General features: G+C 68.4%; 16 protein-coding genes. 7 read left to right on the plus strand and 9 right to left on the minus strand.

The genetic code is table 11. The annotated features are described in order from the left end of the window. Positions 1-349: 349 nt before the first annotated feature. Genes trmB through thiS form a run of 3 tightly spaced genes read right to left on the minus strand, consistent with a single transcriptional unit; the run spans position 350 to position 2159 of the window. Positions 350-1096, minus strand: coding sequence for a tRNA (guanosine(46)-N7)-methyltransferase TrmB (gene trmB, locus FEF15_RS11110; RefSeq protein ID WP_163559231.1), 747 nt, complete (start codon positions 1094-1096; stop codon positions 350-352). A 28-nt stretch (positions 1097-1124) separates the two neighbouring features. Beyond that, the gene (locus tag FEF15_RS11115) at positions 1125-1922 is read right to left on the minus strand and encodes a thiazole synthase (RefSeq protein WP_163559232.1); all 798 of its coding nucleotides are present in this window, start codon (positions 1920-1922) and stop codon (positions 1125-1127) included. A 36-nt stretch (positions 1923-1958) separates the two neighbouring features. Then, on the minus strand, positions 1959-2159 hold the full coding sequence (thiS, locus tag FEF15_RS11120) for a sulfur carrier protein ThiS (RefSeq protein ID WP_163559233.1): 201 nt from the start codon (positions 2157-2159) through the stop codon (positions 1959-1961). 97 nt (positions 2160-2256) lie between these two features. Between thiS and FEF15_RS11125 the strand changes: the two genes are divergently transcribed. Further along, positions 2257-2661: a DUF423 domain-containing protein gene (locus tag FEF15_RS11125; RefSeq protein WP_163559234.1), complete on the plus strand. Its 405-nt coding sequence runs from the start codon at positions 2257-2259 to the stop codon at positions 2659-2661. Here FEF15_RS11125 and FEF15_RS11130 read toward each other — a convergent pair. Together FEF15_RS11130 and FEF15_RS11135 are read right to left on the minus strand one after the other, a co-directional pair. Beyond that, positions 2637-3050: a PaaI family thioesterase gene (locus tag FEF15_RS11130; protein WP_163559235.1), complete on the minus strand. Its 414-nt coding sequence runs from the start codon at positions 3048-3050 to the stop codon at positions 2637-2639. The two genes, FEF15_RS11125 and FEF15_RS11130, sit on opposite strands and share 25 nt — an antisense overlap. Positions 3051-3335: 285 nt before the next feature. Then, on the minus strand, positions 3336-5531 hold the full coding sequence (locus FEF15_RS11135) for a malate synthase G (RefSeq protein ID WP_163559236.1): 2196 nt from the start codon (positions 5529-5531) through the stop codon (positions 3336-3338). A gap of 287 nt (positions 5532-5818) precedes the next feature. Here FEF15_RS11135 and FEF15_RS11140 point away from each other — a divergent pair, with 287 nt between their 5' ends. Both FEF15_RS11140 and FEF15_RS11145 read left to right on the plus strand, forming a co-directional pair. Further along, entirely contained in the window at positions 5819-6787 is a 969-nt protein-coding gene (locus FEF15_RS11140) for an alpha/beta hydrolase (RefSeq protein ID WP_163559237.1), read from the plus strand. Then, on the plus strand, positions 6781-7263 hold the full coding sequence (locus tag FEF15_RS11145; RefSeq protein ID WP_163559238.1) for a hypothetical protein: 483 nt from the start codon (positions 6781-6783) through the stop codon (positions 7261-7263). Before FEF15_RS11140 ends, FEF15_RS11145 begins: the two co-directional genes overlap by 7 nt. Positions 7264-7285: 22 nt before the next feature. Here the strand turns inward: FEF15_RS11145 and FEF15_RS11150 are convergent, their stop codons facing one another. Further along, positions 7286-8794 (minus strand): YifB family Mg chelatase-like AAA ATPase, encoded by a 1509-nt coding sequence (locus tag FEF15_RS11150; RefSeq protein WP_163559239.1) that lies wholly within the window; start codon positions 8792-8794, stop codon positions 7286-7288. Between the two features lie 70 nt (positions 8795-8864). Beyond that, positions 8865-9218 (minus strand): accessory factor UbiK family protein, encoded by a 354-nt coding sequence (locus tag FEF15_RS11155; protein WP_163559240.1) that lies wholly within the window; start codon positions 9216-9218, stop codon positions 8865-8867. Positions 9219-9505: 287 nt separating this feature from the next. Here FEF15_RS11155 and FEF15_RS11160 point away from each other — a divergent pair, with 287 nt between their 5' ends. From FEF15_RS11160 to glnK, 3 genes are all read left to right on the plus strand, one after another. Further along, the gene (locus tag FEF15_RS11160) at positions 9506-9844 is read left to right on the plus strand and encodes a P-II family nitrogen regulator (RefSeq protein WP_163559241.1); all 339 of its coding nucleotides are present in this window, start codon (positions 9506-9508) and stop codon (positions 9842-9844) included. A gap of 38 nt (positions 9845-9882) precedes the next feature. Continuing rightward, entirely contained in the window at positions 9883-11202 is a 1320-nt protein-coding gene (locus tag FEF15_RS11165) for an ammonium transporter (RefSeq protein ID WP_163559242.1), read from the plus strand. 143 nt (positions 11203-11345) lie between these two features. Beyond that, on the plus strand, positions 11346-11684 hold the full coding sequence (gene glnK, locus FEF15_RS11170) for a P-II family nitrogen regulator (RefSeq protein WP_163559243.1): 339 nt from the start codon (positions 11346-11348) through the stop codon (positions 11682-11684). A 118-nt stretch (positions 11685-11802) separates the two neighbouring features. Here glnK and FEF15_RS11175 read toward each other — a convergent pair whose 3' ends face one another. After that, complete coding sequence (locus FEF15_RS11175; RefSeq protein ID WP_163559244.1) at positions 11803-12579, minus strand: ferredoxin--NADP reductase; 777 nt, start codon at positions 12577-12579, stop codon at positions 11803-11805. Between the two features lie 149 nt (positions 12580-12728). On the opposite strand from FEF15_RS11175, the gene FEF15_RS11180 reads away from it, so the two are divergent. Beyond that, a complete protein-coding gene (locus tag FEF15_RS11180; protein WP_163559245.1) occupies positions 12729-13655 on the plus strand; it encodes a LysR family transcriptional regulator in 927 nt (308 codons plus the stop codon). A 42-nt stretch (positions 13656-13697) separates the two neighbouring features. Here FEF15_RS11180 and FEF15_RS11185 read toward each other — a convergent pair whose 3' ends face one another. Further along, positions 13698-14126 (minus strand): host attachment protein, encoded by a 429-nt coding sequence (locus FEF15_RS11185; protein ID WP_163559246.1) that lies wholly within the window; start codon positions 14124-14126, stop codon positions 13698-13700. Positions 14127-14155: the final 29 nt, after the last annotated feature.

Raw genomic sequence — 14155 nt, forward strand, 5'->3', positions numbered from 1 at the left:
CACGTTTCTCGCATGGTTTCTCCCCCCTCATTGCTAGTCACGGTCTTGCCTGCGCCCTCTCCCCGAGGGCGCTTTTTTTGGTTTTTTCGCACCCTAGCGACGCCATTCCGTGGGAGGCCGGCTCTGCCGGGCGAAGCAGCGCGAAGCGCTGCCAGGATAGGGCGCCTAGCGGCGCCTTCGCGCGGCAGAGCCGCCCTCCTACCCGTCAATGCTTGCCATTGAGAAACTGTTTGCTGAGAACGCACCGCACCATGTGAGCCCACTTCTTCCAGATTCATCACCGTTGGCCGAATAAAGCGACGGCCCGCATCGGCGGGCCGTCAGCAGCAAGGGCGATAATGACCGAGGGTCAGTCGACGCGGCGGTAGATCAGGTCCCACACCCCGTGGCCGAGCTTCTCGCCGCGCGCCTCGAACTTGGTGAGCGGGCGAAACTCGGGGCGCGGCACATAGGGCGCCGTCTCGGCCGTTGCCGTGTTGGCAAAGCCCGGTGCGGCTTCCATGACCTCGGCCATCCACTCTGCGTACTGCTCCCAGTCGGTGGCCAGGTGCAGGGTGCCGCCGGGCTTGAGGCGGGTGCGGATCAGCGCCACGAAGGCGGGCTGGACGATGCGTCGCTTGTGGTGCTTCTTCTTGGGCCAGGGATCGGGAAAGTAGAGCTGCACGCTGTCGAGGCTCGCCTCGGGCAGGCAGCGTTCGAGCACCGCCAGGGCATCCTCGCGGTAGACGCGCAGGTTGGTCAGGCCGCGCTTGTCGGCCTCGTCGAGCAGCTTGCCCACGCCCGGCGCATGCACCTCGATGCCGAGGAAGTCGGTCTCCGGATGGCGCTCGGCCTGCTCGATGAGCGAGGCGCCCATGCCGAAGCCGATCTCCACCACCCGCGGGGCGGTGCGGCCGAACAGGGCGTCGAGGTCCTGACGACCGTCGGCCAGCGTCAGGCCCAGGCGCGGCCAGACTTCCTCGAGGCCGCGGGTCTGCGCCTGGGTCATGCGCCCGGCGCGCAGTACATAGCTCTTGATGCCGCGACGGTGCAGCGGAGCGTCGGGGCCTTCCGGCCCGGTGGTCGAGACGGGGCTGTCGTGTGACGACTGGTTCATGCGTGGGCTCGAAGCTCGGGAAAACGGATCAGCCGTTGATGCGACCGGCGAAGGGCGATGACGGGTCGGCGCTCTGGCGGCGCGGCATGCGCCCGGCCAGGAAGGCCTCGCGGCCCGCCTCGACAGCCTTCCGCATGGCGCTGGCCATCAGCACCGGCTGGCGGGCATGGGCGATCGCCGAGTTCATCAGCACGCCGTCGCAGCCGAGCTCCATGGCCATGGCCGCGTCGGAGGCGGTACCGATACCGGCGTCCACCAGCACCGGCACCTCGGCCTGCTCGATGATCAGCCCGATGTTGTGCGGGTTCTGGATGCCGTGGCCGGAGCCGATCAGCGAGCCCAGCGGCATGATGGCGCAGCAGCCCAGCTGTTCCAGCTCGCGGGCGACGATGGGATCGTCGCTGGTGTAGACCATGACGTCGAAGCCGTCGGCGATCAGCGTCTCGGCCGCGCTGAGCGTCTCGACGACATTGGGGTAGAGGGTGGACGGATCGCCCAGCACCTCGAGCTTGACCAGCTTGTGGCCGTCGAGCAGTTCGCGGGCGAGCTTGCAGGTGCGCACGGCATCCTTGGCCGTGAAACAGCCAGCGGTGTTGGGCAGCAGGGTGAAGCGATCCGGCGGGACCGCCTCGAGCAGGTTCGGCTCCCCGGCCTCCTGCCCCAGATTGGTGCGACGCACGGCGAAGGTGACGATCTCCGCTCCGGAGGCCGCTACTGCCTCGGCCGTCTCGTCGAAGTCCCGGTACTTGCCGGTACCCACCAGCAGACGCGAGCGGAATGACTGACCGGCGATCTGCAGCGGCTGGTCCTGGAAGAAATCTGTCATCGATGAAGCCTCTGTGGGTGTCGGGAAGGGCGGCACTCAACCGCCGCCGATGGCGTGGACGATCTCGATCTGGTCGCCCTCGGCGAGCGCCGTCGCGGCATGCTCGCTTCGGGGCACGATCTCCTCGTTGCGTTCCACGGCGATGCGCCGGCCGGCCAGGCCCAGCTCGTCGATCAGCTGCGCCACCGTGAGCTCGCCCGACAGGTCGCGGGCTTCGCCGTTGAGCTGGATCTGCATGGCGTCCTCTCTGCGTTGACCAATGTCGCGGGGCCATATTGTAGCCGCTCGCAGCCCCTCGGGGTACGGTAGCGACAACACCGACCGAGGAGCGAACATGCACGACCGACTGTGGTGGAGCCTCGCAGCACTCTCCGGGGCGTTGACCGTGATCGCCGGTGCCTTCGGCGCCCATGCCCTGGAGGGCCAGCTGGCCCCGCGCCTCGCCGCCGCCTTCGACACCGGCGTGCGCTACCAGGCATGGCACACCCTGGCAATGCTCGGCGTGCTGGCCTGGCGCGCGGCCACACCCGTGGCGGGGCAGCGCCTGGTGCTATTTCTTTGGACAGCGGGAATCGGGCTCTTCTCCGGCTCACTCTATGGCCTGGCGCTGGCCGGCGGTCGCGGCGGGCTGGGGCTGGTCACACCGCTGGGCGGGCTCGCCTTGATCGCCGGCTGGCTGGCCCTGCTGATTTGCGTCTGGCGGGCGCGGCCCGCTCACTCCGGGTCGGGCAGCACATAGGTGGCGGTGACCAGCGCCACCGGCGCCTCCTCGCCGGCGGAGAAGAGCTGCACCTCGCCCACGGCCAGGCGGCGACCCAGCTTGAGGATGCGCGCGTTGGCGAGGATATCGCGATCGCCACGCGGGCGGCGCAGGAAGCGGCAGTGCAGGTCGCTGGTCACCGCCATGGGCTCGGGACCGATCTGCGCCAGGATCGCCACGTAGAGGCAGACGTCGGCCAGCCCCATCAGCGTCGGCCCCGAGACACTGGCGCCGGGACGCAGATGCTCGTCCTCGATGGCCAGGCTCATGGTGGCGCGCATCTCGTCGACACCCTCGATGGTGCCGGTACGCTGGGGAAATATCTCGTCGAGAAAGTCCTCGATGGCGGCGGCGGTCATCACGGTCATCGGCGCACTCCTGGCGGTGGGTTGTGGTTATCGGTGCCTGACGTCTGACCATAGCGCAACGCGCCCCGGGCGGGTACCCGGGGCACGTCACGAGGCAAAGCTTTCGCAGCGAACGGCTTCTGGCTGGCAAGGAGTGCCTGTGGGAAGGCGGCTCTGCCGCGCGAAGGCGCCGTCAGGCGCCCATTGTCTGGCAGCGCTGCGCGCTGCTTCGTCGAAGCGTCGAGCCGCCGCTAAAGCGGCCTCCCACAGCAGGATTCACTCTTGCCGTACTCCTGCCATCATACCTCAGCCGTTCTGCTTGGCCTTGTGCACGGCGCGCCAGTGGTGCAGCAGCGGCTCGGTGTAGCCGGCGGGCTGCACGCGGCCCTTGAAGATCAGGTCGCTGGCCGCCTGGAAGGCGCTGGAGCCTTCGTAGTCCGCGCTCATCGGCGTGTAGTCCGGGTCGCCGGCGTTCTGCTCGTCGACCACCTTGGCCATGCGCTCGAGCGTCTCGCGCACCCGGGCGGCATCCACCACGCCGTGGTGCAGCCAGTTGGCGATGTGCTGGCTGGAGATGCGCAGGGTGGCGCGGTCCTCCATCAGGCCCACGTTGTGGATGTCCGGCACCTTGGAGCAGCCCACGCCATGCTCGACCCAGCGCACCACGTAGCCGAGGATGCCCTGGCAGTTGTTGTCTAGCTCCTGCTGGATCGCCTCGTCGGACCACTCGGGCGTCTCGGCGACCGGCACGGTGAGCAGGTCGTCCAGGAGCTCTTCGAGAAGGGCAGGGTCGCCCTGGGCCTCCAACTCGCGCTGCACCTCGGTGACGTCCACCTGGTGGTAGTGCAGGGCGTGCAGGGTGGCCGCGGTGGGCGAGGGCACCCAGGCGGTGTTGGCGCCGGCCTTGGGGTGGCCGATCTTCTGCTCGAGCATGGCGGCCATCAGGTCGGGCATGGCCCACATGCCCTTGCCGATCTGGGCGTGACCGCGCAGGCCGCAGGCCAGGCCGACCTGGACGTTGCTCTTCTCGTAGGCGCCGATCCAGGCGGCGTTCTTCATGTCGCCCTTGCGAATCATGGCGCCCGCTTCCATGGCGGTGTGCATCTCGTCGCCGGTGCGGTCGAGGAAGCCGGTGTTGATGAACACCACCCGCGAGGCCGCCTCGGCAATGCACGCCTTGAGGTTGACCGAGGTGCGCCGCTCCTCGTCCATGATGCCCATCTTGAGGGTGTCGCGGGCCATGCCCAGGATGTCCTCGATGCGCCCGAACAGCGTGTTGGAGAAGGCGACCTCCTTGGGGCCGTGCATCTTGGGCTTGACGATGTAGACCGAGCCCTCGCGGGAGTTGCGCGCCTCGCCGTCGCCCTTCTTGAGGTCGTGCAGAGCGAGCAGGCCGGTCACCACGCCGTCGAGGATGCCTTCCGGCAGCTCGTTGCCCTCGGCGTCGAGCACCGCCGGGGTGGTCATCAGATGGCCGACGTTGCGCACGAACATCAGCGAGCGGCCCGGCAGGGTCAGGCTGCCGCCGTCCGGGGTGGTGTAGGTGCGGTCGGCGTGCAGGCGGCGGGTGAAGGTCTTGCCGCCCTTCTCCACCTCCTCGCTGAGATCGCCCTTCATCAGGCCCAGCCAGTTGGCGTAGACGCCGACCTTGTCCTCGGCGTCCACCGCCGCCACGGAGTCCTCGCAGTCCATGATGGCGGTCAGCGCCGCCTCGACCACCACGTCCTTGACGCCGGCCGGGTCGGTCTTGCCGATGGGATGGCCGGGATCGATCTGGATCTCCAGGTGCAGGTCGTGGTTGGCCAGCAGGATCGCCTCGGAACTGGCGGCGTCGCCCCGGTAGCCGACCAGCTTGCCCGGCTCCTTGAGACCGGTCTCGCGGCCGCCCTCGAGGGTCACCACCAGGTGGCCGTCGCGCAGGACATACTTGACGGCATCGCGATGCGAGCCGGTGGCCAGCGGCGCGGCGCGGTCGAGCACGCCGCGGGCGTAGGCGACCACCTTCTCGCCGCGCTTGGGGTTGTAGTCGGCGGTCTTCTCGGCGCCGTCATCCTCGGCGATGACGTCGGTGCCGTAGAGGGCGTCGTAGAGGCTGCCCCAGCGCGCGTTGCCGGCATTGAGCGCGTACCGGGCATTGTTGACCGGGACCACCAGCTGCGGGCCGGCCTGTACGGCGACTTCGCGGTCGACGCCCGCGGTGGTGACCTCAACCTGGGCCGGCGCCTCGACCAGGTAGCCGATCTTCGCGAGGAAGGCGCGGTAGGCGGCCAGGTCGCGCACCGGGCCGGGGTTCTCGCGGTGCCAGCTGTCCAGCTGCTCCTGGAGCCGGTCGCGCTCGGCGAGCAATTCGCGGTTCTGCGGGGTCAGATCGTGAAAGAGGGCATCCACGCCGGCCCAGAAGGCATCGGGGTCGACGCCGGTGCCGGGCAGCGCCCGCTCGTTGATGAAACGATCCAGCTCGGCAGCCACTTGCAGGCGGTGGCGGGTCACGCGTTGGGACATGGGAAGTCTCCTCGTGCACGGCGGCGAGCGCGGGGCTCGCTCGCCGGATGATGGGGTCGGACCGGGCTATGGCGACAATTTTGTGGAAAACCGTTCCATATGTAAACCCGAAGTCTACCGCCGGACACTAGACATAGGGTGGAGAGAAAGGGAGGGAGTTTCCATCACGAACCCCAGCCGCGTTGGCGCGCTCGAAAGGAGACACCGGTGCCGTGTAAACTGCCCGCTCGGCCCGCCCGGGTAGCCCCGCCCGCCGCGACGCCCAGCCCACCCCGCCGGAGGCCGCGATGACCGATTTTTCCCCGCTGCGGGCCCACGGGCCCATCGCCCTCTTCGACGGCGCGGCGCACCCCCTCGGCGACCATCTCGCCCGCTACTTCGACCACTACGGGCTGGGGGCGCTGCTCAACGAGCGCGTGGGGCTGCACGTCGGCTACCTGGAAACGCCCCGCTTTCGCCTGTGGACCCAGGTGTGGAGTCCGCCGCAGGCCGTCGGCACCGCCTTCGTGGTGCACGGCTATTTCGACCACCTGGGGCTCTACCGCCACCTGCTCGAGCGCCTGCTCGAGCACCGCTGGCGGGTGGTGCTGTGGGACCTGCCGGGACACGGCCTTTCCAGCGGGCGGCGCGCCTGCATCGACGATTTCGGCGATTATGCCGACTGCCTGCGCGCCCTGCAGCACCAGCTCGGCGAGCGCGACCTCGCCCCGCCGCCCTGGCTCGGCGTCGGCCAGAGCACCGGGGCGGCGATCCTCGCCACCGATGCCCTGACCCGCGCCGACGGCGGCCACTGGTCGGGGCTGGCCCTGCTCGCCCCGCTGGTGCGCCCCTGGGGCTGGGCCCAGTCAAGCTGGCTGCACCTGCTGGTGGGGCCCTTCGTGCGATCGATCCCGCGTAAGTTCCGCGCCAACTCCACCGACGCCGACTTCGCCACCTTCCTGCGCGAGCGTGACCCGCTGCAGCCCGACCGCTTGTCGATGCACTGGATCAGTGCCATGCGCCGCTGGATGCCCCAGCTGCTGGCCATGCCGCCCTGCGAGGTGCCCACCCTGATCCTGCAAGGCGAGCAGGACCTCACCGTGGACTGGGAGTGGAACCTCTCGGTGCTGGCGCGCAAGTTCCCCAACGCTCGCATCCACCGCCACCCTGAAGCGCGCCACCACCTGGTCAATGAGTCCGAGCCGATTCGCCAGTCGCTGTTCGCCACCCTGGACGACTTCATCGCCCGCCTGGAAGCGGAGACCCACGCATGCTGAAGCCGCTGCTGGTGGGCTTGCTGGCGCTGTGGGTGCTCGCCGGCTGCGCCGCACCGGCCGAGCACGCCGCTCCGCTGCGCCAGGCGCTGCTGGGGCTCGGCGACCGCGCGGCCGAGCAGGTGCGGGAGGTCGACGCCCTGCAACCCTTCGAGCAGCAGGTGCTGCTGCTTGCCGCCCCCGAAGTGGACGCTGCGCTGGGCCTCGGCGCCGAACGCGTGCGCGAAAGCCTGACCCGCGCGCTGCTGGCGGTTTCCCCCGGCCCCCAGGTCATCGACTGGCGGTCCGGCATGGACGGCGAGGCCGGCCCCCACCAGTGGCGCCTGGCGAGCCGCCTGGAGGCCACCGGCCCGCGACTGGCCCTTTCCGACCGTGAACTGCTCCCCTACCGCCTGACCCTGACGCTGCAGCGCCCCGGCGGCGGCGAGGCGGTGTGGCAGACGCGACTCGAGGGTGCCTTCGACGCCACCGCCCTGTAGGCCCCAGCGAGCCCTCCCCTTCTCAACCTTGGCGCAGCTGCCGATCCAGCTGCCGATAGCCGATCGCCTCCATCAGCTCGTCACGTTCCGGACACGACTTGCCGGCCAGGTCGGCCAGGGTCAGGGCGACCCGCAGCACCCGATGATAGGCGCGCGCCGAGAGCTTGAGACGCTCCAATACCTCGGCGAGCCAGGCGCGATCGGCGCTGGACAGGGCGCAGGCCGCTTCAAGTTCGCGCCCGCCCAGGTGGGCGTTGAGCGCGCCGCGGGCGTACTGCCGCTCGCGCCCCGCCATCACCCGTGCGCGCACCGTGGCGGAGTCCTCGCCGCGCTCGCGGGCGGTGAGCTGCTCCGGGGGCAGCGCCGGCACTTCCACCTGCAGGTCGATGCGGTCGAGCAGCGGCCCCGAGAGGCGCGACTGGTAGCGCTGGATCTGGGCCGCCGTGCACTGGCACGACTGGCGCGGATCGCCCAGGTGGCCGCAGGGGCACGGGTTCATGGCGGCTACCAATTGAAACCGCGCCGGAAAGCGCCGTTCGTGGCTGGCGCGGGCGATATGGATCTGCCCCGACTCCAGGGGCTCGCGCATCACCTCGAGCACTTGGCGGGAGAACTCCGGCAGCTCATCGAGGAAGAGCACGCCGTGGTGGGCCAGGGAGATCTCGCCGGGGCGCGGCCAGGAGCCGCCGCCCACGAGGGCCACGGCGCTCGCCGTGTGGTGCGGGGCGCGGAACGGCCGACGTCCCCACTGCTCGGCCAGCGGCAGGCCGCACACCGAGCGCACCGCCGCCACCTCCAGGGCCTCCTCCTCGGTGAGCGGCGGCAGGATGCCCGGCAGGCGGCTCGCCAGCATGGTCTTGCCCGTCCCCGGCGGCCCCGCGAACAAGAGATTGTGCGAGCCCGCCGCGGCGATCTCCAGGGCGCGGCGCGCCTGGTGCTGGCCGCGCACCTCGGCCAGATCGCCCTCCTGCCGCTCGGCGGCGGGCGGGGTCGCGAGGCGGTGGGTGGCGATGGGGGCCTGCCCCAGCAAGTGCGCCACCACGTCCAGCAGATGATCGGCGGGCAGCACCGGCAGGTCGCCGGCCAGCGCCGCCTCGTCGGCATTCTCGCGCGGCACGATCAGCTGCCGGCCCGCCTGGCGCGCGGCCAGCGCCAGCGGAAGCACGCCACTCACCGGACGCAGCCGGCCGTCGAGCGCCAGCTCGCCAACGCTCTCGAGCCCCGCGAGCGCCTCCGCCGGCAGCTGGCCGGAGGCCACCAGGATGCCCAGGGCAATGGGCAAATCGAAGCGCCCGCCGACCTTGGGCAGGTCGGCGGGCGCCAGGTTGAGCACGATGCGGCGGGTATTGGGGAAGTCGAAGCCGGCGTTGATCAGGGCGCTGCGCACCCGTTCGCGGCTCTCCTTGACGGCGGCCTCGGGCAGGCCGACCAGGGTCATGCCGGGCAGGCCGTTGGCCAGGTGCACCTCGACGAGCACCTCCGGCGCCTCCAGACCGAGCCCGGCCCGGGTGGCAACAATCGCTAGCGTCATGCGGTCCCTCGCAGTCGGTTTGCCAGGTGCCTAGCTTAGCACCCGGAAACGGCGAGGGCTCGCCATCGCCTCAGCGGTCGGTTTCGCCAGCGCCAGCGTCCTCCTCGGGAGCCTTGCCGTCGTCCTTGGCGGAGGACGTCTCGTCCGCCGCTCCGGGCAGGGAGGGCGGCATCTCGCGCTGCGCCGCCACCACTTCCTCGAGGGCGGCCACCTGCTGCTCCAGCGCCTCGACGCGACTGCGGGTGCGCTGCAGCACGTCCATGAGGATGTCGAAGTCTTCCCGGGAGACCAGTTCCAGGCGATCGAAGGCGCCGCGCACCACCTGCTGGGCGGCCTTCTGGAGCTCTTCCGGGCCTTGGGAAGCGCCCTGCAGGCGCTCGCCGAGCTGCTGGGCCAGCCGGCTAATGGGGTCTTGACGGCTCATGATGCTCTCTCCTGGCGCCGATGAAAGGAATCCCTACAGGATACGCAAGGCGAGGCGACGACGCATGCCCCGCAGTCGCGCCATCCTGAGTCAGCTGCACCACGATGCCGCACCAGCATGGTGCATGGCGCCCCGACACCCCTGGCCCACATCCCGGCAAGGGGACACAAATCCATACCAATTCTTTGATATTAAACGATTCTTTTTCGAATGGCACGCTCTCCGCATGAACGGGACATGACCCTATCGGGTGGTGCACGCCACCCCCAGCCAGCCGGAGAGATGAGATGAAACTGATCACCGCCATCATCAAGCCGTTCAAGCTCGACGACGTCCGCGAGGCGCTGGCCGACAACGGCGTCCAGGGCATCACCGTCACCGAGGTCAAGGGCTTCGGCCGCCAGAAGGGCCACACCGAGCTCTACCGCGGCGCCGAGTACGTGGTCGACTTCCTGCCCAAGGTGAAGGTGGAAGTCGCCGTCGACGACTCGCGCCTGGAAAGCGTGCTCGACGCCATCTGCAGCGCGGCCAACAGCGGCAAGATCGGCGACGGCAAGGTCTTTGTCACCCCGCTCGAGGACGTCATCCGTATTCGTACCGGTGAGCGCGGCGCCGATGCCGTCTAAGCCCACCCCTTTCGATTCGACGCCGAGGAGAGAGTCCCATGAGTGAACTCGCCGAACTGAGCTACGCGCTCGATACCTTCTATTTCCTGATCTGCGGCATCCTGGTGATGTGGATGGCCGCCGGCTTCTCGATGCTCGAGGCCGGCCTGGTGCGCTCCAAGAACACCGCCGAGATCCTCACCAAGAACATCGCCCTGTTCGCCATCGCCTGTACCATGTACCTGCTGCTGGGCTATTACCTGATGTACTCGAGCAGTGCCGGCGGCGTGTTGCCCAGCCTCGGCTTCCTGCTCGGCGGCGAGAACACCGTGGACGCGGTGACCGCCGGCGGTGACGACGCCCCCTACTACTCCATGCGCTCCGACTTCTTCTTCCAGGTGGTGTTCGTGGCGACGGCCATGTCCATCGTCTCGGGTGCCGTGGCCGAGCGCATGAAGCTGTGGGCCTTCCTGGCCTTCGCCGTGGTGATGACCGGGGTCATCTATCCGGTGTCCGGCTACTGGACCTGGGGCGGCGGCTGGCTCGCCGAGATCGGCTTCTCCGACTATGCGGGCTCCGGCATCGTGCACATGGCCGGGGCGGCCGCCGCACTCGCCGGCGTACTGGTCCTCGGCCCGCGCAAGGGCAAGTACGGCAAGGATGGCAGCATCCACGCCATCCCCGGTGCCAACCTGCCGCTGGCCACGCTGGGCACTTTCATCCTGTGGATGGGCTGGTTCGGCTTCAACGGCGGCTCGGAACTGAAACTCTCTGACGTTGCCTCGGCCAACAACATGGCGCAGGTACTGGTCAACACCAACGCCGCCGCGGCCGGCGGGGTGATCTTCGCCCTGGTGCTGGCCAAACTGTGGTTCCGCAAGGCCGACCTGACCATGGCCCTCAACGGTGCGATTGCCGGTCTGGTCTCGATCACGGCCGAGCCGCTGGCGCCCTCGGCGCTGGGCGCCACTCTGATCGGCGGCCTCGGCGGCGCCCTCGTGGTCGCCTCCATCGTGATGCTCGACAAGCTCAAGATCGACGATCCGGTGGGTGCCATCTCCGCCCACGGTGTGGTCGGCATCTGGGGTGTGCTTGCCGTGCCGCTCTCCAACAGCGACGCCAGCTTCGGAGCGCAGCTCATCGGCATCATCGGCATCTTCGCCTGGGTCTTCCTGGCCAGCCTGGCCGTGTGGCTCATCCTCAAGGCCATCATGGGCGTGCGCGTCAGCGAGGAGGAAGAGTACGAGGGTGTCGACCTCGCCGAGTGCGGCCTGGAAGCCTACCCCGAGTTCAGCGTCGCCAAGATCCATGGCGGCGGCGGTGGCCGGCCGCAGTCCGGCTACACCGCCTCAGCGTCGCCCAGCCCGCGCACCGAATAACGCCCCTCCCTTCCACGACCAAGGCTCCCCGCGGGGAGCCTTTTTTCTTCCCGCCATGGGCGGTGTATGCTTGAGGCCAACCCGATTCCGTACCATCTTGGGTTCGATACCACGAATCCTGCCCGACCATGAGGAAGCAGACCATGAAACTGGTGACCGCCATCATCAAGCCGTTCAAGCTCGACGACGTTCGCGAGTCGCTCTCCGAGATCGGTGTGCAGGGCATCACCGTCACCGAGGTGAAGGGCTTCGGCCGCCAGAAGGGCCACACCGAGCTCTACCGCGGTGCCGAGTACGTGGTCGACTTCCTGCCCAAGGTGAAGGTGGAGATTGCCGTGGACGACGACATGGCCGAGAAGGTGATCGACGCCATCACCCAGGTCGCCAACACCGGGAAGATCGGCGACGGCAAGATCTTCGTTACCCCGCTGGAGCAGGTGATCCGCATCCGCACCGGTGAGACAGACAAGGACGCGGTCTGAAGCTGTAATCACAGAACTAAGCCTACCGGCAGACATAGCGAACCCCATCCGGCGCCTGCCAAATGGGGTTCTTCTTATCGCTTAAAGCTGATGGCTTACCGCTCAGGGCGAAGCCCGGTCATTTTTCGACGAAGGCTCGCTCGATGACGTAGTCGCCCGGCTCGCCCATGCGCGGCGAGATGGTGAAACCCAGATCGTCGAGCAAGGCGCTGGTCGAGTCGAGCATCGACGGGCTGCCGCAGATCATGGCGCGGTCCTGTTTGGGATCGAGCGCCGGCAGGCCGGTGTCCGCGGCGAGCTTGCCGCTGCGGATGTGGTCGGTGAGGCGCCCCATCGTGTGGAAGTCTTCCCGGGTCACGGTGGGGTAGTAGACCAGCTTGGCGCTGATCTCCTCGCCCAGGTACTCGTGGGCCGGCAGCTCCTTGCCGATGAAGTCGGCGTAGGCGAGCTCGCTCACCGTGCGCACCCCGTGAACCAGCACGACCTTCTCGAAGCGCTCGTAGACCTCCGGGTCCTGGATCAGGCTCATGAAGGGGGCGAGGCCGGTGCCGGTGGAGAGCAGGTAGAGGTTGCGCCCCGGCAGCAGGTCGTCGGTGACCAGGGTACCCGTGGGCTTGCGGCTGACCATGATCTGGTCGCCCACCTGGAGGTGCTGCAGCCGCGAGGTGAGCGGGCCGTCCGGCACCTTGATGCTGAAGAATTCCAGGTGGTCCTCGTAGTTGGGACTGGCGATGGAGTAGGCGCGCATGAGCGGCTTGCTCTCCACCTCGAGGCCGATCATCACGAACTGGCCGTTCTTGAAGCGCAGGCTGCGCTCGCGAGTGGTGCGGAAGCTGAACAGGGTGTCGTTCCAGTGATGGACGCTCAGGACCTCTTCCAGGGCGAACTTGCTCATGCCGGCTCCTCGATATTCTATTGACGCATAACGCCACCAAGAAAGTGTGACGTGAATTCTAAGGGGTCGGCGCTTATCTGTTAATCGAATTGTATGGATATCGTTTATCTATACTGTAGATATAGCGTCGACCCAAGCGGAGCCCACCCATGCATTTCACCCTGCGTCAGCTGGAAGTCTTCGTGGCCGTGGCCCAGCACGAGAGCGTCTCCCACGCCGCCCGCGCCCTGGCCCTCTCCCAGTCCGCCACCAGCACGGCGCTGGCCGAGCTGGAACGCCAGTTCGACTGCCGCCTGCTCGACCGCCTCGGCAAGCGCCTCAAGCTCAACGCCCTGGGTTTCCAGCTGCTGCCCAAGGCGGTGGCGCTGCTCGACCGCGCCGAGGAGATCGAGGAGCTGCTGCACGGCCAGCAGGGCATCGGCTCGCTCGACGTGGGGGCGACGCTGACCATCGGCAACTACCTGGCGACGCTTCTGATCAGCGACTTCATGCAGCGCCACCCCGGCAGTCGCGTGCGCCTCTCGGTGCGCAACACCCGCGCCATCATCGACAGCGTGCGCCAGCACCAGCTCGACCTGGGCCTGATCGAGGGGCGCTGCGAGGAGGACGACGTGGTCACCCAACCTTGGGTGGAGGACGAGCTGGCGGTATTCTGCTCGCCGCGCCACCGCCTCGCCGACCAGGGCCCGGTGGAGCTCGACCGCCTGCTACGCGAGGCGTGGATCATGCGCGAGCAGGGCTCGGGCACGCGCCTGACCCTGGAGCAGGCAGCCCGCCACCGTCGCGGGCGCTTCAACATCCTGCTCGAGCTGGAGCACACCGAAGGCATCAAGCGGGCCGTGGAGTCGGGGCTGGGGATCGGCTGCGTCTCCAAGCTCGCCCTACGCGACGCCTTTCGGCGCGGCAGCCTGGTGCCGATTCCCACCCCGGAGCTGGACCTGAGCCGGCAGTTCGCCTTCATCTGGCACCGCCACAAGTATCTGGCCACCGGCATGCGCGAGTTCCTGCGCCTGTGCCGACAGATGACGGAAGGCGTGAAGCGCAGCGACGAGATCGACCTACCGGCGGTACCGTGAGACGACAGGGCCCGGCGAAAGGCCGGGCCGGAGTGGGGAAACTCAGCGCAGGTCGCTGACGGCTTCCTGAATGTCCTCGAGGCTGGCCTTGGAGAGGTCCTTGGCCAGGGTATGGATCACCAGCTTGCGGGAGGGGCCATCGAGGTTGTCGCGCAACCGACCCAGGAATCGCGGTGGCGCCACCAGGATCAACTTCTTCAGGCTGTTATCGACACGGGCCCGGTAGATGCACTCGACCACCTCCTTGGCAAAGAGCTCCTCATGGTGTTCGGTCGCCACGCTCTCGCCGCCGGCGGAGCGGGCCATGGTCGCGGTCGACTCGTGGACGTCGCCACCGCGGTCGGTCACCAGATCTCCTTCATGCAGACGCCCTTCGGCGTGCACCAGGCTCTGCTGCTCTTTCAGTTTGAGGGCATCGCGCGTGAAGACACGCGCCCGAGCTGCATCGGCCACCACAATGTAGGTTGTCATAGCCTCTCCTCGCTGGGTGGATGGGAAGC

The organism is Halomonas sp. NO4, from assembly GCF_010994375.1.
Taxonomy (GTDB): domain Bacteria; phylum Pseudomonadota; class Gammaproteobacteria; order Pseudomonadales; family Halomonadaceae; genus Halomonas.